Below are 25,167 nucleotides of genomic sequence, written 5' to 3'. Positions count from 1 at the left end.
TGAACTGAGCCGGACTTTCGCTAAACCTGCAGGGTTCCGGCGCGGATCCACCATCCCGGCATGTCGGCGGCCAGGCGCGCCGCCGCCTCCGTTGCTGCCTCGGGATCGGCGAAATAGCCGACGACCGTCGAGCCGCTGCCGGACATGCGGGCCAGCCGGCATCCCGCAGAAGCCTGCAGGGCGGACAGCGCACGGCCCACCACGGGCAGAATCCGGCAGGCCGTCTCTTCCAGGTCGTTGCGGAGGCCCGCGATCGCGGTCACGGGATCGCGCCCGAGGCCGTCGATCGCCACATCGGGCACCGCGTCTTCGAACTCCGGCCGGCGCGCCTTGAAGACGGCCGGGGTCGACAGGCCGGCGCCGGGCCAGACGAGCACCACGGGCAGGGCGGCCCCCAGGGTCACCGGCGTGATCCGCTCGCCGATGCCTTCGACGCGCGCGGGGCGGCCGGCCAGGCAGACCGGCAGATCGGCCCCCAGCGCCAGGGCTTCGATCCGCAGGGTCTCCTCAGCGATACCCGCATCCTCCAGCAGCAGCCGCAGCACCGCCGCCGCGTCGCTCGACCCGCCGCCGATCCCGGCGCCGGACGGCAGCTCCTTGCGGACGGTCAGCGTGCCGGCGAGAGACGCCGCTCCGAGACGGTTTGCTCCGAGCCTGTTTGCCCCGAGCCTGTTTGCCCTGAGACGGCCGGCCAGGGCCAGTGCGCGCCAGGCGAGGTTGGAGGTGTTCGTGGGCACCGGCTCCGGACGCTCAAGCCGATCCTCGATGTCGAGCCGGCAGGCTCCGCCGCCCGGCTGCCAGGTCACCCGGTCGCCGATATCGGCGAAGGCCACCAGCATGTCGAGCAGGTGATAGCCGTCGGCGCGGCGGCCGACCACGTGCAGGGCGAGATTGACCTTGGCGGGCGCGATGCGGTGCCTCGGCGCGCCCCGCCGGTCAGCCGTCGACATCCGTCTTTGTGTCCGCGGTCTTCACCGATTGCGACTGCACCGCGGGCAGGCCGGCCTGGAGCTTGTGCTCGATGCTCCTGGCCAGGTCCTTGTCCGGGTCGAAGCTCAGAGCCCGCTGCCACTGGAACCGGGCCTCCTGACGGCGGCCGACCCGCCAATAGGCGTCGCCCAGATGGTCGTTGATGGTCGCATCGGTCGGCAGCAGTTCGACCGCCCGCTCCAGATGCTCCACCGCCTCGGCGAAGCGCTCCTGGCGGTACATGGCCCAGCCCAGGCTGTCGACGATGTAGCCGTCGTTCGGCCGCAGGGAGACCGCCTGCTCGATCATCTTCGTCGCCCGAGGCAGGTTTCGGCCCTGGTCGATCCAGGTATAGCCCAGGTAGTTCAGCACATAGGGCTGCTCCGGCCGCAGCTCCAGCGCCTTCAGGAAATCGGCCTCGGCACGGTCCCACTGCTCGTCGCGCTCCAGGGCGATGCCGCGGGAATAGTGCATCGACCAAGAGCCGGGATCGTCCGCCGACAGGCGCGAGAAGGCCCGGTTATAGGCCGAGATCGCGCCTTTCCAGTTTTCGTTGGACCGGTACAGATCGCCGAGCCGGACCAGCGGGTCGATCTGCTGCGGTCGGCGGTCCGCCAGCGCGTTCAACCGGTCCACCGCCTCGTCCATGCGATCCAGGTCGACCAGACTGCTCACCGCCCGCAGCTCGGCCATCAGGCGGTAGGCCGAGCTTTCCGGGACCGTATCGTAGAGGGCAAGCGCATCGGCGTACTGCTCGCGGTCGTCCAGGATCTCGGCGATCAGCAGGGTCGCCAGGTCGAAATCCGGATCGAGCCGCAGGGCCAGGCGGCTGAACACCATCCCGAGCTCCGACCGGCGGTCGCGCTGCAGGGCGCTGGCCAGGTCGAAGAAGGCCTGGGCAAGTCCGTCCGTGACGGTCAGATGCTCGCCGCTCCGGGTATCGGCGGCCCGGCGCAGATACGTGCGGACATCGCTCGGATCGGCGGACACGGTATCGGTCACGATCGCCGTCGCCATGGCGGGTTCGACGCCCAGGAACCGGGCCTGGAAGTCGGCGGCGACCAGGCGCACCCGCAGCGGCGGATCCGGCATGCTGACCACGGCCGCCTCGTAGCGTTCGGCGGCCAGCGCTGTTTCGCCGGCGGCATCGGCCAGCATCGCGCTGTGCAGGGCGTGCAGCACGGCGAAGCCCTCGAGCTCCAGCACCCCCTCGATCTCGTGCTCCGCGTCGTCGCGACGGCCCTGGCCGAGCGCGATCCAGCCTTCCAGCAGCGGGCTGAGCACCCGGTTCAGCCGGTTGTCCGGCAGGGTGTCGATCAGGGCGCCGGCCCGGGCGAAATCGCCGGTCCGCGCCGCCTCGACCGCCAGGAAGATGTTGGCGATCGGCGCGTTGGCATCGAGGGTGTCGGCGATCTCGGGGGCGAGCCGGGCCGCGTCGTCGTAGCGTCCGGCCTCCAGCCGCAGCAGAAAGGCGCGTCGTTTCAGCGCGATGCCGATATCGCCGTCTTCCAGGACCCGGTCCATGAAGCTGCTGGCGCGGCCGACATCGCGAATTCGGTCGGCGTACCGTCCGGCGAGGAAGGCGCCGGAGGCCGACATTTCACTCGGAGACAGCGGGACGGCGGCTGCATCCCCGGCCCGGGGGCCGGCGGAGGCGCAGGCCGACAGGCCCAGCGCGACGCAGAATGCCGGGGCGAACGTGCGAAGGCCGCTCATGATGCCGGTCCGTCGTCCGGCAGCGGAAGCGGGTCGCAGGGCGGTCTGGGGCAAAGGCAAAGCCTCACATGTTCGGGTAGACCGGACCTCCCCCTCCTTCCGGCACGACCCAGTGAATGTTCTGCGTGGGATCCTTGATATCGCAGGTTTTGCAGTGCACGCAGTTCTGAGCGTTGATCTGCAGCCGCGGGTTCCCACCGTCGTCGTCGCGTACGATCTCATAAACGCCGGCCGGACAATAGCGTTGTTCCGGAGCGTCGTAGAGCGCCAGATTGTAGTCCACCGGAATCGACGGGTCCTTCAGCGTGAGGTGGGCTGGCTGATTCTCCTCATGGTTGGTATTCGACAGGAACACCGAGGAGAGCTTGTCGAAGCTGATCTTGCCGTCCGGCTTCGGATAGGAGATCGGCTGCGCCTGGGACGCCGGCATCAGGCTTTCGTGATCCGGGTGGTGGTGCAGGGTCCAGGGCGCCTTGCCGCGGAAGATGTAGGTGTCGATCGCGGAATAGGCGAGGCCCGGCAGCAGGCCGGCGCGGAAGGCCGGCCGGATGTTGCGGACCTTGTAAAGCTCGTCGTAGACCCAGGTCTTCTTGAGCATGTCCGGGTAGGCCGTCGGCTCCACGCCCTGCGTCGCGTCGCCGCCCTTCAGCGCCTCGAAGATCGCTTCGGCTGCCGTCATGCCGGACTTCATGGCGTTATGGCTGCCCTTGATCTTCGGCACGTTCAGGAAACCGGCGGCGCAACCGATGAGCGCACCGCCCGGGAAGGTCAGCTTCGGGATCGACTGCCAGCCGCCCTCGTTGATGGCGCGCGCGCCGTAAGAGACCCGACGGCCGCCCTCGAAGATCGGCCGAATCGAGGGGTGCTGCTTGAAGCGCTGGAACTCGTCGAACGGCGACAGGTGCGGGTTCTTGTAGTCGAGCCCGATGACGAAGCCGACGGCGACCTGGTTGTCCTCCAGGTGATAGAGGAACGAGCCGCCATAGGTGTCGCCGCTCATCGGCCAGCCGATGGTGTGGACGATCTTGCCCGGCGTGTGCTTCTCCGGCTCGATCTCCCACAGTTCCTTGATACCGATGCCGTAGGTCTGCGGATCGCAGTCCTTGCGCAGGTCGAACCGCTCCATCAGCCCCTTGGTGAGCGAGCCGCGGCAGCCCTCGGCGAACAGGGTCACCTTGGCGTGCAGTTCCATGCCCGGCTGGTAGTGGGCGGTCTTCTCGCCGTCCTTGCCGATGCCCATGTCGCCGGTGGCCACGCCCTTGACGCTGCCGTCTTCGTGATACAGCACCTCGGCGGCGGCGAAGCCGGGATAGACCTCGATGCCCATCCCCTCGGCCTGCTCACCGAGCCAGCGCGCCACATTGGCCAGGCTGACGATATAATTGCCGTGGTTGTTCATGGTCGGCGGGGTCGGCAGGCGGAACGACGACCCCTTGGTCAGGAACAGGAACTCGTCCTCGGTCGCCGGCGTGTTCAGCGGCGCCCCCTTTTCCTTCCAGTCCGGAATCAGCTCGTCGAGCGCCCGGGTCTCCATGACCGCGCCGGACAGGATATGGGCGCCGACCTCGGCCCCCTTCTCCAGGACGACGACCGAGAGATCGACATCATTCTCCTGACAGAGCTGCTTCAGCCGGATCGCGGCGGCGAGACCGGACGGTCCGCCTCCGACAATGACGACATCGCATTCCATCGACTCCCGTTCCATCCTGCACTCCCGCTTCGAAGCAATGGCACATTCTATCTCTTTGTCACCGCGCGGTGGCCGCCGGCCCTTCGACCTGTCATAACTCACCCATGTACGCGAAACCAGGGGCGCTGGCCCCGATCCGGGCCTGGGACAGACCGTGACGGCGGCCGATATCCACTCGGCAGCCCGCGCGCTGCTTTCCTGGTATGTGGAGGCTGGGGTCGATGAGGCAATACTCGCCGACCCGGTGAACCGGCTGGCGCCGGCCCCGAAACCGGCCCAGAGATCAGATCCGGCGCCGGCGCCGAGACCCGCCGCCTCCGCCCCGCAGACGCCGACCCACGGCCCGAGCGCACCACCGCCGCGTCCCGCCGTGCCGCGCGCCGTGCCGCGCGCCGCCCAGGCTGAGCTGGATCGCCCGGCGGACGCCGCCCGGGCCGCGGCGCGGGGCGCCACCTCCCTGGAAAGCCTCAAGCGGGTGATGGAGGGGTTCGAGGGCTGCGGCCTCAAGATCACGGCGACCAACACGGTCTTCGCCGACGGTGTGGCCGGTGCCGATCTCATGGTGATCGGCGAGGCGCCCGGCGCCGACGAGGACCGTCAGGGCAAGCCCTTCGTCGGGGTCAGTGGCCAGCTGCTCGACCGCATGCTGGCCAGCATCGGTCTGTCGCGCGCGGACTCGGTATATATAACCAACATCCTGCCCTGGCGGCCGCCGGGCAACCGTCAGCCGACACCGGCGGAGATCGCCACCTGCGTCCCCTTCGTGGAGCGCCATATCGAGCTGGCGGCACCCAAGGTTCTGATGTTCGCCGGCGGCACGTCGGCGAAGACGCTCATGGGCCGCAAGGAGGGCATCACCCGCCTGCGGGGCACCTGGATGGACTGGCCGCTGCCCAATTCGGGAGGGGTGATCCCGGCGCTCGCGACCTATCACCCGGCCTATCTGCTGCGGACCCCCGGACAAAAGGCGAGTGCCTGGAAGGACTTGCTTGCATTGCGTCGCCGTCTGGATGAAGTCGCGAAGGCAGTATAATTATCGCAATAAATTAATGTAATATTGAGCAATAAATACGTTATTTGAATTCATCAATACAGAATTAAATTTCATTCCGCATTCGGACAGCGATTTTCGGGTCGGTTATCCACAGGAATGGTTCCGTGGCCGGGGTGACTCACCTTGCCGTGTAGAACGAATCCTACTAACTGGATCGCATGTCTCCGCCACAATCCCGCCACAAATCCCCGTCGACCTTTGGGGGTGGTATTCATCGCCTGGTTGTCGGACTCCTCGGTGCCGCCCTGCTGTTCGGCGTGGCGACCGGTGTCCGGGCCCAGGAGCGGGCGCAGGAAACGGCGCTTCTGCCGCCGGCCATTCTCGATGAGTCGCGCCTCGAAGCCGCTCAGCCGCTGCCGCGGATTCTGACTCAGCGCGATGTCGAGCTCTACCGGAAGATCTTCGCCGAACAGAGCGAAGGCCACTGGAAGACGGCCGACACGCTGATCGCCCGGGTCCAGAACAAGATCCTGCTCGGTCACGTCAAGGCGCAGCGCTACCTGCATCCGACCGCCTACCGGTCGAGCTGGGTGGAGCTGCGGGACTGGCTGCGGGACTATGCCGATCTGGCGGATGCCAAGCGCATCTACGGTCTGGCCGTCCGGCGCAAGCCGGCCTCCGCCAAGGCGCCGCGCGCGCCGGAGCGTGGATACCTCGGCGGCAACGGCGCGGATGCCGTCCGCGACGTGCATTTCTACGTCTCGCCCCGCAAGCGCAGCGGATCCGAACAGGCCAGCATCCGCAATCTGGCGCGCGAGATCCGGTCGCTGATCGGCAAGGGGTCTCCGAGTGCGGCGCTCCGCAAGCTGGACACCAAGGCGGTGCGCAGGCTGCTCGATCCGGTGGAATTCGCCGAACAGCGCGGCCAGATCGCCAAGGGCATGTTCGTGTTCGGCAAGGATGCCGAGGCGCTGCGCCTGGCGGCGAAGAGCGCGGAGGAAGCCGGCGACGATGTTCCGGCCGCCTATTGGATCGCCGGTATGGCAGCCTGGCGGCTGGGCAAGGTGGAAGAGGCCGAAAAGCACTTCTCGGCGCTCGCCATGTCCGAAAACGCGGCCCGCACCCAACGGTCCGCCGGCGCCTATTGGGCGGCCCGTGCCGCTCTGCAGCTGCGCAAGCCGGCCGATTCGACCCGCTGGCTTGCCCGCGCCGCACAGTATCCGCTGACCTTCTACGGTCTGCTGGGCCGTCGTGCGCTCGGCGTGGAGGTGCCGTTCGACTGGTCGCTGCCGGAGATCACCGACCGCAAGGCCAAGCGGCTGCTCTCCCACGAGGGCGCGCGCCGGGCGATCGCCCTGATGCAGGTCGGCGAGAGCAGCCGGGCGGAACGCGAATGGCGCAAGCTGTTCCCGCGCCTCGACCGGTCGCTGCGCGAGCCGCTGATGACCATTGCCACCCGCCACAACATGCCGGGCCTGGCGATCCGTCTGGCCGGCATCATCCGGGTATCGACCGGGCGGATCTATCATGCCGCGCTCTATCCGGTGCCGCGCTGGGCGCCGGCCGACGGGTTCTCCGTCGACCGGGCGCTGATCTACGGCATCATCCGGCAGGAATCCGGTTTTGATCCGCGGGCGCGCTCCGGCCGCGGTGCGCGCGGGCTGATGCAGCTCATGCCGCGCACCGCCAACTACATGGACGCCAACGACGATCTGGAAGAGCGGCACGAGCTCTACGATCCGGCCCTGAACCTCCAGCTCGGTCAGCGCTACGTCGACCACCTGCTGCATCTGGACCGGGTGGATGGCGACCTGTTCCGCCTGCTGGTCGCCTATAACGCCGGGCCGGGCAATCTCGGCCGGTGGGCGCGGAGTGTGAACTTCAAGGACGATCCGCTGCTGTTCATCGAGTCCATCCCGTCGCGGGAAACCCGGGAGTTCATCGAACGGGTCTTGTCAAATGTCTGGATCTACCGACATCGTCTCGGACAGACCGCACCGTCCCTCGACCGCGTCGCCGCGGGAGACTGGGCGATCTATCGCGGCATCGACGACGAGACAGGATTCAAGATCCGCAATGCCCGATTCGGACAAGACTGACGGCGGCACGGCGCTGAACAGGGCGGCGCCCGGCGCCCGCCTCGACGAGAGCCGGCCGTTCATCCCGGTCAACATCGCCATCCTCACCGTCTCCGACACCCGGACGCCGGAGACCGACCGGTCCGGCGACACCCTGGTGGAGCGGCTGACCGCCGCCGGCCATGTCCTGGCCGATCGAGCCATCGTGCCGGACGACGTGAGCGCCATCACCGAGCGTCTGAAGGCTTGGATCGCCGATGACGGGATCGACGCGGTGATTTCCACGGGCGGTACCGGCGTGACCGGCCGCGACGTCACCCCGGAAGCCTTCGAGCAGGTCTACGAGAAGCGGATCGAGGGTTTCGGCGAGGCCTTCCGCTGGATCAGCTTCCAGAAGATCGGCACCTCCGCGATGCAGAGCCGGGCCACCGCCGGCGTCGCCCGCGGCACCTATCTGTTCGCCGTGCCCGGCTCGACCGGCGCCTGCCGGGATGCCTGGGACGAGATCTTCGCCTATCAGCTCGACTTCCGGTTCCGGCCCTGCAATTTCGTCGAGATTATGCCCCGCCTGCGCGAGCACGAGTTGGCGCGGGAGAAGACCAAGGCCTGAGGCCGCGTCAATCGCCCAGCCGCTGCAGCCAGCGCGCCGGGATATGCAGACGGAACAGGAAAATCCTCAGCGCGCCGAGCAGAACGGCACCGGCCCCGGTCGGCCAATCTCCGGCCTCGACCCTGGCGGCGACGTCGAAGACCACCATGCGGGCGAGGCCGAGCGCGCGGGCCAGGATCAGATCCTCGCCGCGCTTCAGATCCGCCACTCCCTCCAGATGGACGAGGAACCGCCGCCGGATCACCAGCCCCTGGGCGCCCGAGGGCAGCCCCATCCAGCGGTTGCGGAACCGCATCAGCCGGGTGGCCAGGGGGTCGCCCACCACGTCCAGCGGGAAGAAGCCCCCGCGCTCGCGGTTGCGCTCTTCGGCGGCGAACACCACGACCGTCGCATCCCATCCCCGCTCCAGCACCGTCTCGGCCCGCAGCAGAAGCAGCCAGTCCGCGGTGGCGGCCTTGGCCCCGGCCGCGAGGCGCGCACCGCGGGAGGCGGGCAGGGTGATCAGGGTGGCACCCCGGGCTTCGGCGACGGCGGCCAGGCCCGGGTTTCCGTCGGGGTCGACCACGATGGTCTCCAGGTCGAGGCCGCGGCTCTCCGTACCCACCAGGGCGGCTAGGCAGCGTGCGAGTTGGTCCGCGTCCCCGTTCGCCGCGATCACCACGGACAGACCCATGCGCCGGGTCCCCGGAGGGCCGACATGGGCGGCGGCGTCGGTGCGCATGGCGCGGGGACGGGGTAGGTGCATCGGTCTCGCCTATGGTAAGTCCGCGCAATGATAACCGATTCCCGTTCCGTCGACCCCACCCGGACCACCCTGGCCGCAGCCCTCGCTCTGTCCGAGGACGCCATCGCCGCCGAGCCGGTGGAGGGTCGGGTTCACCGCCACTGGCGGCTCGCCGGCGGACGCCTGGTGCGGGTCCCCCGGATGAGCCATCTGGGCCTGTCGCCCCGGCGTAACCTGATCTATGCCGCCCGGGCGTTCCGGCGTATGGCGCCCAGCGGCGCGGTGCCCCGGCTGCATGGGATGCTGCGGGTGTCGCCCGATCTGCCCTGGGGCGCGCTGGTGGTCGATGACGTCGACGGCGCCGTGCCGACCCTGCCGACCGATCTGCCGGCGATCGGCCGGGCGCTGGCCGCGATCCACCGTCTGCCCGTGCCGACGCGCCGGGCGCCCTTCGTCGACCCCGCGGATCCGCTGACATATCTGCTGACCGTCGCCCGCCGGCAACTGGCCCCGGTGCAGGACCGTCTGGAGGGCGATGCCCGGCGGATTCTGGATGAGGAGATGGGCTGGGCCGAGGGGTTGATCGCCCAGGCTCCGCCCCGGCCGGCCCCCAGCCTGGTGGCCGCCGACACTCATCCGGGCAATTTCCGGATTCTGCCGGACGGGGCGGCGGTGCTGCTCGACGTGGAGCGGCCGGTCTACGACAGCGCGGCGGTCGACCTCGCCCACGCCTCCCTGCCGTCCTCGCTGGCCTGGGATCCGGCGGTGCGGGGAGGTGCGGAGCGCGCCGACATCGTCGCCTTTCACGGCGCCTGGGCGGCGGAGGTACCGGCGGATCTGGCGGCGGCGGTGCGGCCGTGGGTCCTGCCCTACCGCCGGCTGATCTGGCTGCGGACCACGAGCTGGGCCTGCGCCTGGGCGGCGACGAACGACCTGTCGGCGGCGCTGGCCTCGGCCGATGCGGCGACCTCCGGCCTGGCGCGCAGGCTTGCACGCTTCGTCGATCCGGCGATGATGGAGGAGGCGCGGTCCGGTTGGATCGGAGACCGGGCCTTCAGCGGGGAGGAACTGATCCCGTGAGCGGGAAGATCGTCAACCTGCGTACCGAACGCAAGCGCCGCGGCCGGGCCGACGCGGCGGAGAAGGCGGCTCAGAATCGCGCACTGCACGGCCGCACCAAGACCGAACGCCAGGTCGAGCAGGCCCGGCGCGAGGCCGCCGACCGGGCGCATGAGGGCCGGAAGGTCGAACCGGACAAGGACCGGTCCGACCCCGATTGACGCGTGCCGTCGCGGCACGCCAGTGACGCGCGGGCCGGTCAGACCCAGCCGGTCAGACGACGCTGAGCGCCACGTCGATATTGCCCTTTGTGGCGTGGGAATACGGGCAGACGACATGTGCCTTGTCGACCAGGGACTTGGCCGTCTCGGCATCGACGCCGGGGATCGACACGGCCAGGGCCGCCTCGATGCCGAAACCGGTGCCGTCGTCGCGCGGGCCGATGCCGACGGTCGCGGTGACCTTGGCGTCGGCCGGGATCGTCACCTTCTCCTTACCGGCCACGAATTTCAGCGCGCCGAGGAAGCAGGCGGAATAGCCGGCGGCGAAGAGCTGCTCCGGATTGGTCCCGGTGGCGCCGTCGCCGCCCAGCTCCTTCGGCGAGGTCAGCGTGACGTCGAGCACGCCGTCTTCGGTGCGGGCCTGACCGGCGCGGCCGCCGGTGGCGCTGGCGGAGGTCTTGTACAGGATGTTCATCTCGGTCTCCTGATTTCTGAGAGAGTCGATACGGTCCAGATGCGATAAAGATTGTGCGCGATTGAATTTTTGACAACCAATCAGACGACATGACAGCCATGCAATAAGATTGTGTATGATCTAATCGGCCGCCCGGTATGCTGCCGGGCTCATCTGGAGCCTGCCGTGGACGAACAGACGCCCCCCCTGCCCACCGCCGCCCCGCCGGCGACCCCTTCCGCGCCGCCGAAGCTCGACGACCAGCTCTGCTTCGCCCTGTATTCGGCCGGGCTGGCGCTGACCAAGGTCTACCGTCCGATCCTGGAAGCGCTGGATCTCACCTACCCGCAATACCTGGCAATGATGGCCCTGTGGGAGCGCGACGACATCCCGGTGAATGCCCTCGGCGCGCAGCTGCGTCTGGATTCCGGGACGCTGACGCCCCTGCTGAAGCGCCTGGAGGCCCGCGGCCTGCTGCAGCGCCGCCGGGACCCGGAGGACGAGCGGCGAGTCCGGGTGGTGCTGACCGAAGCCGGGCGGTCCCTCGGGGCGCGGGCATCGGACATCCCGCTGGCGATCGGCCAGGCGGCCGGGATGAACCGCGAGGACGCCCGCGCGGAGCGGGACCGGCTGGTGGCCCTGCGTGACCGGCTGGAGGCTTTTCTGGACCGGGAGTGAGCCGAGGCGGCCGCCCGTCCCGGGTATCGAAGTTCTTGCTTTGTTCTCTCGGTCGTCCTATTTTGACGGCATGTCCCGTCGCCGTTCCATTGCGGTCGATCCGCTCGAAGTCTTTGCTGACGAGTTCGCCCAGGACGTCGCCCGCGACCCGTTCGTCGACGATTTCGGCCAGGCGGACGAAGCGGAGGAGCCGGTCAAGCTTATCGAGGCGGTAGCGCCGAGCTACGAGGCGCCGAGCGATGTGGTGCCGCCGGCGCCGCGCAAGGGTCGGGGTGCCGTCACCAACGTGGCCGGGCGCTACGAGCGCTTCGCCCAGGAGCGGGTCGATGACGGCTGGCAGCGGGCCGAGGACGAGGAACCGCGGCTGCGGACCACCGTCGCCATCGATGCCAGCCGCACGGTGATCGCCCGTAACCAGTCGCCCGACGTGCCGTTCGACCGCTCCATCAATCCGTACCGCGGATGCGAGCATGGCTGCGTCTACTGCTTCGCCCGGCCGACCCATGCCTATCTCGGCCTGTCCCCGGGGCTGGATTTCGAAAGCCGGCTGTTCGCCAAGCCGGACGCACCGGCGTTGCTGCGCAAGGAAATGGCGGCCAAGGGCTACACCTGCCAGCCGATCGCGCTGGGCACCAATACCGATCCCTACCAGCCGGTGGAACGCGAGCGGAAGATCACCCGGGGCATCCTGGAAGTGCTGGCCGAGCACGAGCATCCGGTGACCATCGTCACCAAGTCGGACCTGATCGTGCGGGACCTGGACATCCTCGGGCCGATGGCCGCCAAGGGCCTGGCGTCGCTGTCGATGTCGGTGACCACCCTGGACCGCGACCTGGCCCGGCTGATGGAGCCGCGGGCGTCGACGCCGGAGAAGCGGCTGGCGGCGATCCGCGCCTGCGCCGCTGCCGGGGTGCCGAGCGGCGTGCTGGTAGCGCCGATCATCCCCGCCGTGAACGACAGCGAGATCGAGGCGATCCTGGAACGCGCCCATGGCGAGGGCGCGCGGCACGCGGCCTGGGTGCTGCTGAGACTACCGTTGGAAATCAAGGACCTGGTGGAGGAATGGCTGCACACCCACTTCCCCGACCGGGCGGAGCGGGTGCTGTCCCTGGTGCGCCAGAGCCGCGGCGGCGCATTGTACAAGGCGGAATGGGGTAAGCGCATGTCCGGCGAAGGGCCGTATGCCCATATGATCTCCCAGCGGTTCCGCCGCACCTGCCAGAAGCTGGGTCTGGGACGGCGGATGGGCGGGCTGGACACCTCGCGCTTCACGGTTCCGGCCGCGGTCAGCCGGCAGATGTCGCTGTTCGAGGGCTGAGCGGGGTTTCGGGCGACCGTTGCCTCTGGGTTAAATCTTTGGATTCATGTATAAAATCCGGTAGCGCCCTGTAGCGCACCGTGAAACCGACATGTAAGTTGTCGCCGCAAGATCTTGATATGCTGGACCGATTGAAATGGCCAAAGCCCCGAAATCTGGTGCACCGGGCTTGAGACCGTCCCTCCCCGGTCCGACGGCCGAGCTGGAACGGGCGGCGGCGGCCGGGATGGGTCTCGGCCGGGCGGCGACGGTGTTCGGGGTCGACGAGGTCGGGCGCGGTCCGCTCGCCGGGCCGGTGGTCACCGGAGCCGCCTGGATCGATGTGGACCGGATGCCGGACTCCGTGGCCTGTCTGATCGCCGACAGCAAGGCCCTGACGGCGGAGCGCCGCGCCGCCGCCCTGGAAGCTGCGCGGCCCTATGCGGTGATCGCGCTCGGCCGGGCCGAGGTGGCGGAGATCGACACCACTAACATCCTTGCCGCCGCCCTGACCGCCATGGCCCGGGCGGTGGACGCCCTGGTCGCCACCCTCGGACGGCGGCCGGATCATGTGCTGGTCGACGGCAACCGGCTGCCTGCCTGGCCCTGGCCGGCCCAGGCGGTGGTCAAGGGCGACTGCCTCTCCCTGTCCATCGCCCTCGCCGCCATCGCCGCCAAACAGGCCCGCGACGCCGAGATGGCCGCCCTGGCACGGCACCATCCGGGCTACGGCTGGGAGCGCAATGCCGGCTACGGCACGGCGGAGCACCGGGCGGGGCTGGCGGCGCTCGGCGCCACCCCGCACCACCGCCGCAGCTTCGCGCCGGTCCGCGCCGTGCTGGAGGCGCGGGGGCTGGGGTAAGCCTCCCCAACCCCACCACCCTCTTACACTCCCCGGGCTTGCCATTCCTCCCGTAGGCCCCGGACCAAGTCCGGGGAGTGAAGATGGGGAAGAGGGGATTGGAGAACCCAACCCCATCCCGCTACCGCCCCATCCCAAGCGTCTAGAGCCCACAGTTAGCACTATATCTTGGGTATGACTCATAACTCATTGAGTCTATTTAGTGATTCGCCTATGAGCGTTGACGGGAGTCCCGGCACGTGAGATTCTCCGACCCTCCTTCTTGGCACGGACGGGGGCGAGAACGTGGGAGAGACCAAGCTGCCGGTGGGGCGAATCCTCACCGGCGACTGCGTGGACATGCTGCGCACACTACCGGATGCAAGCGTCGACCTGGTCTTCGCCGATCCACCCTATAACCTGCAGCTCGGCGGAGAGCTCTACCGCCCGAACAACACGCGGGTCGCGGGGGTCGATGACGACTGGGACCGGTTCGTCGGCTTCGAGGCCTACGACGCCTTCACCCGTGACTGGCTGGCGGAATGCCAGCGGGTGCTGAAGGATACCGGAACCCTCTGGGTCATCGGCAGCTATCACAACATCTTCCGGGTCGGCGCCACACTCCAGGATCTGGGCTACTGGATCCTGAACGACGTGGTCTGGCGCAAGGCCAACCCGATGCCAAATTTCCGCGGCAAGCGCTTCACCAATGCCCATGAGACCATGATCTGGGCGGCGCGCAGCGAGAACGCGCGGAAATACACGTTCAACTACGACGCCATGAAGGCGCTGAACGACGACCAGCAGATGCGCTCGGACTGGTTCCTGCCGATCTGCTCGGGCTCGGAGCGCCTGAAGGACGACAACGGCGACAAGGCGCATCCGACCCAGAAACCGGAGAGCCTGCTGGCCCGCGTGCTGCTGGCCTCCACCCGGCCGGACGACGTGGTGCTCGACCCGTTCTTCGGCACCGGCACCACCGGCGCCGTCGCCAAGCGGCTGGGCCGGCGATGGATCGGCGTGGAGCGCGAGGCGAAGTACATCGAGGTCGCCAAGCGCCGCATCGCCGAGACCGAGGCGGCGGAGGATCCGCTGGCCCTGGCGCTGGCCAACAAGCGAGACCAGCCCCGGGTCCCGTTCGGCCGGCTGATCGAGGAGGGCTTGATCCGGCCCGGCGAGGTGCTGTTCGACGCGCGCCGCCGCTGGACCGCCAAGGTGCGGGCCGACGGCCACCTGATCAGCGCCGAGCATCGCGGCTCGATCCATTCGGTGGGGGCCGCCGTGCAGGGCGCGCCGGCATGCAACGGCTGGACCTTCTGGCATGCCGAACGCAAGGGCATGCCGGTGCCGATCGACGCCTTCCGCTCCCAGATCCGCCTGGGAATGGGGGAGAAGGTCGGAGCGTAGAACCGGTCCGACCCGGCGAGCGCTATCCTGCCTGGACGGGTGCGGCGTCGACCTGGGGAGTACGATTGCGGGCGCCCGTCCGGGCTTCTGCGCTTGCCCCGGCACAAGGCCGGGGAGCGCGGGGGACCTCGGTCAGCTTCCCCGCGCCCTTCGTCGCAGCCCGTCGATTTCTGCGACATTCGTCGTCTCCCAAGGCGATAGTGGCGCAGCTCAACCCGTCTGAGGGGATCGCCTCATGATGTTCGACCTGTCGGATGCGCTGAACGGCCTGCTGGGCGGCCTGCTGATCGGGCTGGCCGCCGCGCTGTTTCTGCTGGCGAACGGCCGGATCGCCGGGATCAGTGGCATCGCCGTTTCCATGGCAACCGCCGCCGGCACAAAGCGTCGGCTCGAATCCGCTGCCTTCGTCGCCGGTCTGATCCTCGCCCCGCTGGCCTATGCCGCCCTGGCGGGGCCCGTGGATATCGGCGTCACGCCCTCCGTCCCGCTGCTGCTCGCCGCCGGACTCCTCGTGGGCATCGGCACCCGGATCGGCAACGGCTGCACCAGCGGCCACGGGGTCTGCGGCCTGTCGCGGCTGTCCCGACGCTCGATGGTCGCCACCGCCACCTTCATGGCCGTCGCCGTGCTGGTCGCCGGTCTGGCGCCGTTGGTCATCGGGGAATAGGGCAATGCGCATCCTCGTCTCCCTCGTCGGCGGCCTGCTGTTCGGCCTCGGCCTCACGGTCTCCGACATGATCGACCCCGCCCGGGTGCTCGGCTTCCTCCAGGTCGCCGACGGGTCCTGGGATCCCACCCTGGCCTTCGTCATGGGCGGCGCCCTGGTGCCGATGGCGATCGCCTGGGCGGTGCGCCGCCGCCTCTCGGCCCCGGTCTGCGGCGGCAGCTTTCCCGAGCCCGCGTCCGCGACCATCGACGCCCGGCTGCTGGCCGGCAGCGCGCTGTTCGGCGCCGGCTGGGGGCTCGTCGGCTTCTGCCCCGGCCCGGCCTTCGCGGCCCTGACCCAGGGCGGAGGGCCGGTGCTGATCTTCGTCGCCGCCATGACCGCCGGCTTCTGGATCGGCGGGCGTCTCGTTCTGCGTGGCTCCGGAACGGGCTGACCGCCCACACCCCAGCTTGCCAGGGGGCCGTCCGGCGTGGAGAATATGGCTCTTATCCTTGGACGAGAGCCGGTTCCTTGGTCCTAACGCTGTTTCCGCCGTCCCGGTCCGATCCGACCCTGCTGCTGCCGCGCATCTATATGCGCCAGCCGCAGCGTGGCGACTGGCAGGAATGGGCCGAGCTGCGGGCCCTGTCCCGCGATTTCCTGGTGCCTTGGGAGCCGACCTGGCCGGAAGACGCGCTGACCCGCGCCGCCTTCCGCCGCCGCCTGGCGCGCTACGCCGAGGACTGGACCCGCGACCAGAGCTATTCCTTCTTCCTGTTCCGTCGCGACGACGACGCGCTGCTCGGCGGCATCACCATCGCCAATGTCCGCCGCGGCGTCGCCCAGAGCTGCACCTTCGGCTACTGGATCGGCAAGCCGTTCTCGCGCCACGGCTTCATGACCGAGGCGGTGCATGGCGCCTGCTGCTTCGCCTTCGACCGGCTGTCCCTGCACCGGGTCGAGGCGGCCACCCTGCCCCATAACGAGGCGAGCCAGGGGGTGCTGCGCAAATGCGGCTTCGAGGAGGAGGGCCTGGCGCGGCGCTACCTGAAGATCGACGGCAAGTGGCAGGATCATGTCCTGTTCGCGCTGCTGCGCGAGGAATTCGATCCGACCCTGCCGCCCACCTGACCCGCCCGCCCGCCGTGATGCGCAGATCGCCCGTTCCCGATCCGGGCGCGGGCTGCTACCGACATACCAACAAGACCGACCCAAGGGAGAAACGCCGTGGCCGAACGCGAGCAGTACGAAGTCTTCGCCGTCAAATACGCCCATAAGGCCGACCGCATGGCCTCGCAGAACCTGATCTTCAGCGACCTGCACGACCGGCCGATGCCGCTCGACTATTTCGTCTGGGTGATCCGCAACGAGAACCGCACCTATGTCGTCGATACCGGCTTCGGGGAGCGCGAGAGCAAGGAGCGGGGCGTGCCGCTGGAGCGCACCCCGGCGGAAGGCGTGAAGCTGCTCGGCATCGATGCGGACACGGTCGAGGACGTGATTATCACCCACCTGCATTACGACCATGCCGGCGGCCAGGACCAGTTCCCCAACGCCACCTTCCACCTGCAGGACGGCGAGATGGCCTATGCCACCGGCCGCTGCATGTGCTTCGAGCCGATCCGCCGGCCGTTCGATGTCGAACACGTCACCGACATGGTGCGCAACGTCTATGGCGGCCGGGTGAAGTTCCACGACGGCGATGCCGAACTGGCGCCGGGCGTGTCGATCCACAAGGTCGGCGGCCATTCCGCCGGGCTGATGGCGGTGCGGGTCTGGACCAAGCGCGGCTGGGTCGTGCTGGCCTCGGACTGCGCCCATTTCTACATGAACATCGAGCAGCGCACGCCCTTCATCATCTGCTACAATCTCGGGGAGATGATGAACGGTTTCAATACGTTGGAGATGCTGGCCGACAGCCCCGACCATGTTGTGCCGGGGCATGACCCGCTGGTGATGCGGTACTACCCGGCGCCGTCGGCGGATCTGGAAGGGGCGGTGGTACGCCTCGACGAGATGCCGAACAAGGGGTGAACCGATCGCGCTCTAACCCATTAAAGAGAGAGCAAATTCACACGATCAGATGTGTCCATCCGATCGTGACTTGCTCTATCGCCGGTCGCGGGGATGGGCCAGGCGGTGGATGTCCATCAGCCGCCGCGCGTCTACATCGGTATAGCGCTGGGTCGTAGACAGCGATGCGTGGCCCAGCAGCTCCTGGATCGCCCGCAGATCCCCGCCGCCGGCCAGCAGGTGCGTCGCGAACGAGTGCCGCAGCGCATGGGGCGTCGCACTCTCCGGCAGGCCGAGATAGGCGCGCAGCACCTGCAGCCGCTCCTGCACCCGGCGGGGGCTGAGCCGCCCGCCCTTCACCCCGACGAACAGCGGCCCGTCCGGCGCGAGCGCGAAGGGCACCTGCTTCAGATACGTGTCGACCGCCTGGCGCACCTCGGGCAGGACCGGCACCAGCCGGGTCTTGTTGCCCTTGCCGGTGACCGACAGGGCCTCGCCGAGCGGCGCCACCGACCGGTCGAGCCCCAGCGCCTCGCCGACGCGCAGCCCGCAGCCGTAGAGCAGCGACACCACCGCCGCGTCCCGGGCCGCCACCCAGGGCTCGTCCTCCAGATCGCCGACGCTTTCCAGGGTATCGGCGGCCTCGCCGACCGTCAGCGCCTTGGGGACGGAGCGCGGCACCCGCGGACCGCGCACGCCGCCGATGGCGGCGTTGGAGACCGCCCCGCGCCGTTCCAGAAAGCGGAAGAAGCCGCGGATCACCGACAAGGCCCGGGCGGTCGATGTCTTGGACAGGCCGACCATCGCCCGCTGGCCGAGCCAGGCGCGGAAATCTGCCGGTCCCAGCCGGGACAGGTCGCCGGGGCTGGCCGGGCCGCCGAGATGGGCGGAGAGAAACTGCAGGAAGGTGCCGAGATCGTGTTCGTAGGCGGCGAGCGTGTGGGCCGACATGCGTTTTTCGACCCGCATCCAGTCCCGCCACGCGGCGATCAGCGGCGCCAGCGCGTCCGCATGGGTGGCGGTCGCCCCGCTCGCCTCTAGCTCGGCAGGTGCAGCCACTGTCGGATCATGCATTCCAGCGACCGGCCGAGGAAGCCGAGCAGTTCGGTGCCCTGGCCCGGCTGGAACGCGTCCGGCCGGCGCGAGCCCAGCGCCAGCAGCCCGACGGGCGCCTGGCTGGAGGCCCGCAGGCGGCAGATCGCCTGGCTGCGCACAAGACCGGCGGCTGAGGCGAAGAGCCGGGGATCGCCGTTGATGTCGGAACAGAGCAGCACGTCCCGGTTCGGGCCCAGCATGCCGTCCACCGCGCCGGTCGGCAGCGCCCGGATACCGGCGGCATAGGCCTTGGGGATCGGCACGTCGCCGGTCTCCACCCCGATGGTGACCGCGTCCACGTCCAGCAGCACGGCGAGATCGGCCGTCACCGTCTGGATCATGGTCTCGAAGCTGGAGGCCCGCAGGATCGCCAGCACGCTGTCATGCACCCGGGCCTGGATCGACTGGTTGTTGCGCGCGGTGGTGACTAGATAGTCCTGGGCGGCGCGCAGCTTGTCGTTCTCCTCGCGCAGACGGGTGACCATCGCCTGCTGGAAATCGACCACATTGCCCTCGGACTGGCCCGGCGGCACGAGCACCGCGAGGAGATCCGGATGCTCGTTCAGGAACTCCGGATTCTCCCGCAGATACGCAGCGACCCGGTCGGCCGTCAGCGCGCGCATCTCGCCCGAACGGGGCTTGCCGGCAGCTGTGGTCGGAACGGGCCCCTTCTCGGTCATGCGGCGTCGCTCTCCGGCGCGAGGATCGACTGGCCGGTCTTGGCCCAGTCGGCCATGAAGGCGGCCAGGCCCTTGTCGGTCAGCGGGTGATTGTACATCGCCCGCAGCACCGCCGGCGGCAGGGTGGAGACGTCGGCGCCCAGCTTGGCGGCTTCCACCACGTGATGCGGACCGCGTACCGAGGCGACCAGGATCTCGGTGGCGAAGTCGTAGGCGCCGTAGATCTCGACGATCTCGGCGATCAGGCCCATGCCCTCGGTGCCGATGTCGTCCAGCCGGCCGACGAAGGGGGAAATGAAGGCGGCACCGGCCTTCGCGGCCAACAGCGCCTGGGCCGGCGAGAAGCACAGGGTGACGTTGACCGCCGTGCCCTCGTCGGCAAGCACCTTGCAGGTCTTCAGGCCGTCGACCGTCAGCGGCACCTTGACCGCGATGTTGTCGGCGATGCCGCGCAGGTAGCGGCCCTCGCGCAGCATGGTCTCGTGATCGGTGGCGGTGACCTCGGCGGAGACCGGGCCGTCGACCACGTCGCAGATCTCGGCGATGACCTCGGCGATCGGCCGGCCGGATTTGGCGATCAGCGAGGGATTGGTGGTGACCCCGTCGACCATGCCGGTCGACGCAAGGTCGCGGATCTCCGCGACATCGGCAGTGTCGATGAAGAACTTCATGGGGCTCGTCTCCGTGTTCGGCAGTTGGCGGAGGCGTACGCGAGTCGCAGGCGAGAGTCTACCCCATCCCCCGGTGAGCGGCCACCGGAGAGCCGGGTTTCGCATGTGCAAATTAGGCATGCGTTGTGACGGCGGCCTCGCCGGGCCACACTCGCCCGATTTTTCGTGCGCGCGACCTCTCCCGCAACGCCCGACCCAGTCTGTTCCTAACCCTGTCTGTTCCCAACTCAGTCTGTTCCATCATGATCCGACCGTGACCGATCTTCTGCCCCTCGACGAGCCGTTCGACCGCGTCAGCGTGCTGCTGCCGCTGCCGCTGGACGTCGCCTATGACTACAAGGCCGATCCGGCTCTGGAGCTGGCGCGCGGCGATGTGGTGGAGGTGCCGCTCGGCCAGCGGCGCATGGTCGGGGTCGTGCTCGGTCCCGGCGGCGACGACGCGGTCGCGCCCGAGCGGCTGCGCGCGGTGTTCCGGCGGCTGGACGTGCCGCGCCTGCCCAGGACGGTGATCGATCTGGTGGAATGGACGGCGGCCTGGACGCTGGCGCCGCGCGGCAATGTGGTGCGCATGGCGATCAGCACGCCCTCGGCCTTCGAACCGCCGGCTCCGGTGGTTGTTCACACCGCCGGCCCGCAGGAGGACTGGACCGGCCAGGCCCGCCTGACCCCCGCCCGCCGCCGGGTGCTGTCGGTTCTGAGCGACGGTCCGGCCCTGGAACAGAAGGATCTCGCCCGCGAGGCGGGGGTCGGTCCCTCGGTGATCAAGGGCATGATCGACTGCGGCATGGTCGCGCCCCATACGGTCGCCCAGCCGGCCCCCTTCGAGACGCCGGACGCCACCCGCGACGGGCCGACGCTCAGCGGCGAGCAACAGGCCGCCGCCGAGACCCTGCGCGCCAAGGTCGATGCCCATGCCTTCTCCGTCACCGCCGTCGACGGCATCACCGGCTCGGGCAAGACGGAGGTGTATTTCGAGGCGATCGCCGCCGCCCTGACTGCCGGCCGTCAGGCCCTGGTGCTGCTGCCGGAGATCGCCCTGTCGGCGGAGTGGCTGGAGCGGTTTGCCGATCGTTTCGGTGTCGAACCGGCTGTGTGGCACTCGGATCTGAAGCCGAAGGTGCGGCGCGAGACCTGGCGGGCGGTGGCCGAGGGCTCGGTGCGGGTGCTGGTGGGCGCCCGCTCCGCCCTGTTCCTGCCCTTCGCCGAGCTCGGCCTGATCGTGATCGATGAGGAGCACGAATCGGCCTACAAACAGGAGGACGGGGTCGCCTATCACGCCCGCGACATGGCCGTGGTCCGCGCCCGGCTCGAGGGCATCCCCATCGCCCTGGTCAGCGCCACGCTGAGCCTGGAGACGGTGGAGAACGTCCGCCAGGGCCGCTACGGCGCGGTGCACCTGACCGCCCGGCCCGGCTCCGCCACCCTGCCCGAGGTCGCGCTGATCGACCTGCGCAAGCATGCGCCGGAGCGCGGCACGTTCCTCTCCCCGCCGCTGGTCGAGGCGGTGCAGCGCACCCTGGACGAGGGCGAGCAGGCTATGCTCTTCCTCAACCGCCGGGGCTACGCGCCGCTGACCCTGTGCCGGACCTGCGGCCACCGGCTGGAATGCCCGAACTGCACCGCCTGGCTGGTGGAGCACCGGCTGCTCGGCCGTCTGGTCTGCCACCATTGCGGCCTGTCGGCCCGGTTGCCTAAGCAGTGTCCGTCCTGCGAGGCGGAGGACAGTTTCGTCGCCAGCGGCCCGGGGGTGGAGCGGCTCGCCGAGGAGGTGCTGGTCCGTTTCCCTGACGCCCGCTTCCAGCTCGCCTCCTCCGATACCCTGACCGGCCCGGACAAGGCGGCGGATTTCGTGCGCTCGGTGCGGGCGCGGGAGGTCGACATCATCATCGGGACCCAGGTGGTGGCCAAAGGGCACAACTTCCCCTGGCTGACCCTGGTGGGGGTGGTGGATGCCGATCTCGGGCTGGCCGGCGGCGATCTGCGGGCGTCCGAGCGGACCTATCAGCTGCTGCATCAGGTCTCCGGCCGCGCCGGGCGGGCCGAGCGGCCGGGCCGGGTGCTGCTGCAGACCCACGCGCCGGAGACGCCGGTGATGCAGGCCCTGGCGGCCGGCGACCGCGAGTCGTTTCTGCAGTCGGAGATCGACCAGCGCAAGGCGGCGGGCATGCCCCCCTACGGGCGGCTGGCGGGGATCGTGATCTCCGCACCCGACGCCGACCGCGCGGATGCGGCGGCCCGGATGGTGGCCCGGGCGGCGCCGCGACTGAACGGCGTGACCATCCTGGGGCCCGCCCCCGCTCCGATCACCATGCTGCGCGGCCGCCACCGCCGCCGCCTGCTGGTCAAGGCGGGCCGACAGGTCAACGTCCAGCAGGTGCTGCGCGACTGGCTGGCACCGATCAAGCTGGAGACCTCGGTCCGGCTGCAGGTCGACGTGGATCCCTACAGCTTCATGTGACCGCGGCGCGCGGACGGGTCGGCCCGGGAACAGGTCCGGGCCGTGTGTAAGGGAGCGGGGCGGCTCGGGAATGTCAGGGGAGGGCGCCGGCATCCGGCGCCCCCCGTTGACCTCAGATGTGGATCGGCCGGCCGTCGACCGCCAGGGCCGCTTCCTTGACCGCTTCGCTGAGCGTCGGGTGGCCGTGGCAGGTGCGGGCGACGTCTTCCGCAGAGCCGCCGAACTCCATGATCGCGCAGATCTCGTGGATCAGCGTGCCGGCATCGGGCCCCAGGATATGGGCGCCGAGCACCCGGTCGGTCTTCTTGTCGGCCAGGATCTTCACCTGGCCCTCGCTGTCGGCATTGGCCCGCGCGCGGCTGTTGGCGGAGAACGGGAACACACCCTTGCGGTACTCGATCCCGGCTTCCTTCAGCTGCTCCTCGGTCTGGCCGACCGAGGCCACTTCCGGCCATGTGTAGATGATGTTGGGCACCAGGTTGTAGTCCACATGGGCGGACTGGCCGGCCATGATCTCCACCGCGGCAATGCCGTCTTCCTCGGCCTTGTGGGCCAGCATCGGACCCGGAATGGCGTCGCCGATGGCGAAGATGCCGCTCACGTTGGTCTGATAGTCCTCGTCCACCTGGATGAAGCCCCGCTTGTCGCGCTCCACGCCGAGGTCGTCCAGGCCCAGGCTCTCGAAATACGGGCGCCGGCCGATGGAAACCAGCACCACGTCGCCCTTCAGCTCCTCGGTATCGCCGCCGGCGGCGGGCTCCAGGGTGAGGGTGACCTGGGTCTTGGTGGTCTTCGCCCCGGTGACCTTGGTCGACAGCTTGAACTCGATGCCCTGCTTCTCCAGGACCCGCTTGAAGCGCTTGCCCATGTCCTGGTCCACGGTCGGCACGATGCGGTCGAGGAACTCGACCACGGTGACCTTGGCGCCGAAGCGCTTCCACACCGAGCCCATCTCCAGGCCGATCACGCCGCCGCCTATGACGATCAGGTGCTTCGGCACCTTGGTCAGCTCCAGCGCGCCGGTGGAGGTGACGATCTGCTTCTCGTCGACCTCGACCCCCGGCAGCGGGGTGGATTCAGAGCCGGTGGCGATCAGGATCTTGTCGCACTCGACCGTCTGCTTCTTGCCTTTGGCCGGGGTGACCTCGACCTTGCCCGGGGCGGTGACCTTGCCGGTGCCCTGCAGCCAGTCGACCTTGTTCTTCTTGAACAGGAAGCCGATGCCGTCGGTCAGGCCGGTGACGATCTCGGTCTTCTTCTCCATCAGCTTCTTGACGTTCAGCTTCGGGGCCGAGACCTCGATGCCGAAATCGCCCAGATGGTGCTCCGCCTCGGCGTATTTTTCCGAGGCGTTCAGCAGCGCCTTGGACGGGATGCAGCCGATGTTGAGGCAGGTGCCGCCGAGGGCACTGTGCTTCTCGACGCAGGCGGTCTTCATGCCGAGCTGAGCGGCCCGAATGGCGGCGACATAGCCACCCGGCCCACCGCCGATGACCACGAGATCGTACTTGTCAGACATGGGAACTCCCCAAGGGTAATCGTGGCGGTTGGCTTACAGGTCGAGCAGCAGGCGGCGCGGGTCCTCGATGGCGTCCTTCACCTTGACCAGGAAGGTCACCGCCTCGCGGCCGTCGACGATCCGGTGGTCGTAGCTCAGCGCCAGGTACATCATCGGCCGGATCTCGACCGAGTTGCCGATCGCCATCGGCCGCGGCTGGATCTTGTGCATGCCGAGGATGCCGGACTGCGGGGGATTGAGGATCGGCGTCGACATCAGCGAACCGTAGACGCCGCCATTGGAGATGGTGAACGTGCCGCCCTGCATCTCGGCCAGGGACAGCTTGCCGTCGCGCGCCTTCACGCCGAGGGCGTTGATCCCTTGTTCCACACCGGCGAAGGAGAGCTGATCCGCATCGCGCAGGATCGGCACCACCAGGCCCGACGGGGTGCCGACGGCGACGCCCACATCGAAGTAGTTCTTGTAGATGATCTCGTCGCCGTAAATCTCGGCATTGACCGCCGGCAGCTCCTGCAGGGCCGCGATGCAGGCCTTCACGAAGAAGCTCATGAAGCCGAGCTTCACGCCGTGCTTCTTCTCGAAGCTCTCCTTGTACTCGTTGCGCAGGGCCATGACGTTGGTCATGTCCACCTCGTTGAAGGTGGTCAGCATGGCCGCGGTGTTCTGGGCTTCCTTCAGGCGCCGGGCGATGGCCTGGCGCAGGCGGGTCATCTTCACCCGCTCCTCGCGCTCGTCCTCCGGGCGTGGCGGCAGCGGGCCGGACGGCGCGGCGGCGGCACCGCCGGCGGGGGCGGCGCTGAACGAGCGCTTCGCCGTGCCGGCCTCGATCGCCTTCTGCACGTCTTCCTTGACCAGACGGCCGTCCTTGCCGGTCGGCTTGATCTTGGCCGGGTCCAGGTTGTTCTCGTCGACCAGCTTGCGCACGGCCGGGGACATGGTCTTGACGTCGTAGCTGCCGGAAGACTGGGCGGCCGGCGCCGACTTGGCGGTTTCCTTCGGCGCTTCCTTGGGCGTCTCGGCCTTCTTCGGCTCCTCCTTGGAGGCCTCTTCCTTGGCCGGCGCGGCTTCCTTCTTCGGCTCGTCCTTCTTCGGGGCGGCGGTCGCGCCCTCGTCGATGGTGCCGAGCACGGCGCCGACCTCGACCTCGGAGCCTTCCTTGGCGGAGATTTCGGAGAGCACGCCGGCGGCCGGCGCGTTCACCTCCAGGGTGACCTTGTCGGTCTCAAGCTCGACCAACGGCTCGTCGGCGGCTACGGCGTCGCCCGGCGCCTTCATCCATTTCGCGACCGTCGCTTCGGAGACGGACTCCCCGAGTGTCGGAACCTTGATCTCCGTCGCCATACCCTT

24 protein-coding genes are annotated in these 25,167 nt (G+C 68.9%); 14 read left to right on the top strand and 10 right to left on the bottom strand.

Features of this window, described 5'->3' with window-relative positions; genetic code table 11:
- Window positions 1-20 precede the first annotated feature (20 nt).
- From BLS34_RS17115 to BLS34_RS17105, 3 genes are all read right to left on the bottom strand, one after another.
- Window positions 21-950 (bottom strand): 4-(cytidine 5'-diphospho)-2-C-methyl-D-erythritol kinase, encoded by a 930-nt coding sequence (locus BLS34_RS17115; RefSeq protein ID WP_093152135.1) that lies wholly within the window; start codon window positions 948-950, stop codon window positions 21-23.
- The gene (locus BLS34_RS17110) at window positions 937-2,685 is read right to left on the bottom strand and encodes a tetratricopeptide repeat protein (protein ID WP_093152133.1); all 1,749 of its coding nucleotides are present in this window, start codon (window positions 2,683-2,685) and stop codon (window positions 937-939) included. The genes BLS34_RS17115 and BLS34_RS17110 overlap by 14 nt, the downstream gene beginning before the upstream one ends.
- Window positions 2,686-2,749: 64 nt before the next feature.
- Window positions 2,750-4,390 carry an electron transfer flavoprotein-ubiquinone oxidoreductase gene (locus BLS34_RS17105; protein WP_093152130.1) on the bottom strand — a complete coding sequence of 547 codons (1,641 nt, stop codon included), beginning with the start codon at window positions 4,388-4,390 and terminating at the stop codon, window positions 2,750-2,752.
- Window positions 4,391-4,529: 139 nt separating this feature from the next.
- On the opposite strand from BLS34_RS17105, the gene BLS34_RS17100 reads away from it, so the two are divergent.
- From BLS34_RS17100 to moaB, 3 genes are all read left to right on the top strand, one after another.
- Window positions 4,530-5,408, top strand: a complete 879-nt coding sequence (locus BLS34_RS17100) for a uracil-DNA glycosylase (RefSeq protein WP_093152127.1) — start codon at window positions 4,530-4,532, stop codon at window positions 5,406-5,408.
- 179 nt (window positions 5,409-5,587) lie between these two features.
- Window positions 5,588-7,468, top strand: a complete 1,881-nt coding sequence (locus BLS34_RS17095) for a lytic transglycosylase domain-containing protein (protein ID WP_093152124.1) — start codon at window positions 5,588-5,590, stop codon at window positions 7,466-7,468.
- Entirely contained in the window at window positions 7,446-8,057 is a 612-nt protein-coding gene (gene moaB / locus BLS34_RS17090; protein WP_093152122.1) for a molybdenum cofactor biosynthesis protein B, read from the top strand. The genes BLS34_RS17095 and moaB overlap by 23 nt, the downstream gene beginning before the upstream one ends.
- 7 nt (window positions 8,058-8,064) lie before the next feature.
- Here moaB and BLS34_RS17085 read toward each other — a convergent pair whose 3' ends face one another.
- A complete protein-coding gene (locus BLS34_RS17085) occupies window positions 8,065-8,802 on the bottom strand; it encodes a glycosyltransferase family protein (RefSeq protein ID WP_139189371.1) in 738 nt (245 codons plus the stop codon).
- 27 nt (window positions 8,803-8,829) lie between these two features.
- On the opposite strand from BLS34_RS17085, the gene BLS34_RS17080 reads away from it, so the two are divergent.
- On the top strand, window positions 8,830-9,861 hold the full coding sequence (locus BLS34_RS17080; RefSeq protein WP_093152116.1) for an aminoglycoside phosphotransferase family protein: 1,032 nt from the start codon (window positions 8,830-8,832) through the stop codon (window positions 9,859-9,861).
- The gene (locus BLS34_RS17075; protein ID WP_028796085.1) at window positions 9,858-10,061 is read left to right on the top strand and encodes a DUF4169 family protein; all 204 of its coding nucleotides are present in this window, start codon (window positions 9,858-9,860) and stop codon (window positions 10,059-10,061) included. The genes BLS34_RS17080 and BLS34_RS17075 overlap by 4 nt, the downstream gene beginning before the upstream one ends.
- A 52-nt stretch (window positions 10,062-10,113) precedes the next feature.
- Here BLS34_RS17075 and BLS34_RS17070 read toward each other — a convergent pair whose 3' ends face one another.
- A complete protein-coding gene (locus BLS34_RS17070; protein ID WP_028796084.1) occupies window positions 10,114-10,536 on the bottom strand; it encodes an organic hydroperoxide resistance protein in 423 nt (140 codons plus the stop codon).
- 165 nt (window positions 10,537-10,701) lie between these two features.
- On the opposite strand from BLS34_RS17070, the gene BLS34_RS17065 reads away from it, so the two are divergent.
- From BLS34_RS17065 to BLS34_RS17030, 8 genes are all read left to right on the top strand, one after another.
- Window positions 10,702-11,193 (top strand): MarR family winged helix-turn-helix transcriptional regulator, encoded by a 492-nt coding sequence (locus BLS34_RS17065; RefSeq protein ID WP_281241214.1) that lies wholly within the window; start codon window positions 10,702-10,704, stop codon window positions 11,191-11,193.
- Window positions 11,194-11,263: 70 nt separating this feature from the next.
- Window positions 11,264-12,511: a PA0069 family radical SAM protein gene (locus BLS34_RS17060; RefSeq protein ID WP_093152113.1), complete on the top strand. Its 1,248-nt coding sequence runs from the start codon at window positions 11,264-11,266 to the stop codon at window positions 12,509-12,511.
- A 136-nt stretch (window positions 12,512-12,647) separates the two neighbouring features.
- Window positions 12,648-13,352: a ribonuclease HII gene (locus BLS34_RS17055; protein ID WP_425441447.1), complete on the top strand. Its 705-nt coding sequence runs from the start codon at window positions 12,648-12,650 to the stop codon at window positions 13,350-13,352.
- Between the two features lie 339 nt (window positions 13,353-13,691).
- Window positions 13,692-14,738 (top strand): site-specific DNA-methyltransferase, encoded by a 1,047-nt coding sequence (locus tag BLS34_RS17050; RefSeq protein ID WP_093152222.1) that lies wholly within the window; start codon window positions 13,692-13,694, stop codon window positions 14,736-14,738.
- 235 nt (window positions 14,739-14,973) lie between these two features.
- Window positions 14,974-15,405: a YeeE/YedE family protein gene (locus BLS34_RS17045; RefSeq protein ID WP_215906139.1), complete on the top strand. Its 432-nt coding sequence runs from the start codon at window positions 14,974-14,976 to the stop codon at window positions 15,403-15,405.
- Between the two features lie 4 nt (window positions 15,406-15,409).
- A complete protein-coding gene (locus BLS34_RS17040; protein WP_093152108.1) occupies window positions 15,410-15,838 on the top strand; it encodes a DUF6691 family protein in 429 nt (142 codons plus the stop codon).
- Window positions 15,839-15,915: 77 nt separating this feature from the next.
- Entirely contained in the window at window positions 15,916-16,515 is a 600-nt protein-coding gene (locus tag BLS34_RS17035; protein WP_038015683.1) for a GNAT family N-acetyltransferase, read from the top strand.
- Between the two features lie 96 nt (window positions 16,516-16,611).
- Window positions 16,612-17,418 (top strand): N-acyl homoserine lactonase family protein, encoded by an 807-nt coding sequence (locus BLS34_RS17030; protein WP_093152105.1) that lies wholly within the window; start codon window positions 16,612-16,614, stop codon window positions 17,416-17,418.
- 75 nt (window positions 17,419-17,493) lie between these two features.
- Here the strand turns inward: BLS34_RS17030 and BLS34_RS17025 are convergent, their stop codons facing one another.
- The 3 genes from BLS34_RS17025 to fsa are packed head-to-tail and all read right to left on the bottom strand — an operon-like array spanning window position 17,494 to window position 19,843.
- Complete coding sequence (locus tag BLS34_RS17025; protein WP_245702013.1) at window positions 17,494-18,456, bottom strand: tyrosine recombinase XerC; 963 nt, start codon at window positions 18,454-18,456, stop codon at window positions 17,494-17,496.
- Entirely contained in the window at window positions 18,435-19,172 is a 738-nt protein-coding gene (locus BLS34_RS17020) for a DUF484 family protein (protein WP_028796075.1), read from the bottom strand. The genes BLS34_RS17025 and BLS34_RS17020 overlap by 22 nt, the downstream gene beginning before the upstream one ends.
- Window positions 19,169-19,843: a fructose-6-phosphate aldolase gene (gene fsa / locus BLS34_RS17015; protein WP_028796074.1), complete on the bottom strand. Its 675-nt coding sequence runs from the start codon at window positions 19,841-19,843 to the stop codon at window positions 19,169-19,171. The genes BLS34_RS17020 and fsa overlap by 4 nt, the downstream gene beginning before the upstream one ends.
- 253 nt (window positions 19,844-20,096) lie before the next feature.
- Here fsa and BLS34_RS17010 point away from each other — a divergent pair, with 253 nt between their 5' ends.
- Complete coding sequence (locus BLS34_RS17010; RefSeq protein WP_245702012.1) at window positions 20,097-22,301, top strand: primosomal protein N'; 2,205 nt, start codon at window positions 20,097-20,099, stop codon at window positions 22,299-22,301.
- Window positions 22,302-22,413: 112 nt separating this feature from the next.
- Here BLS34_RS17010 and lpdA read toward each other — a convergent pair whose 3' ends face one another.
- Both lpdA and odhB read right to left on the bottom strand, forming a co-directional pair.
- Window positions 22,414-23,820, bottom strand: a complete 1,407-nt coding sequence (gene lpdA / locus BLS34_RS17005; protein WP_028796072.1) for a dihydrolipoyl dehydrogenase — start codon at window positions 23,818-23,820, stop codon at window positions 22,414-22,416.
- Between the two features lie 33 nt (window positions 23,821-23,853).
- On the bottom strand, window positions 23,854-25,161 hold the full coding sequence (odhB, locus tag BLS34_RS17000) for a 2-oxoglutarate dehydrogenase complex dihydrolipoyllysine-residue succinyltransferase (RefSeq protein WP_093152103.1): 1,308 nt from the start codon (window positions 25,159-25,161) through the stop codon (window positions 23,854-23,856).
- Window positions 25,162-25,167: the final 6 nt, after the last annotated feature.

Source organism: Thalassobaculum litoreum DSM 18839 (genome assembly GCF_900102465.1).
Lineage (GTDB): Bacteria > Pseudomonadota > Alphaproteobacteria > Thalassobaculales > Thalassobaculaceae > Thalassobaculum > Thalassobaculum litoreum.
The sequence above is the reverse complement of the archived record's forward strand: the minus strand, read 5'-3'. Positions and strand labels throughout refer to the sequence as shown.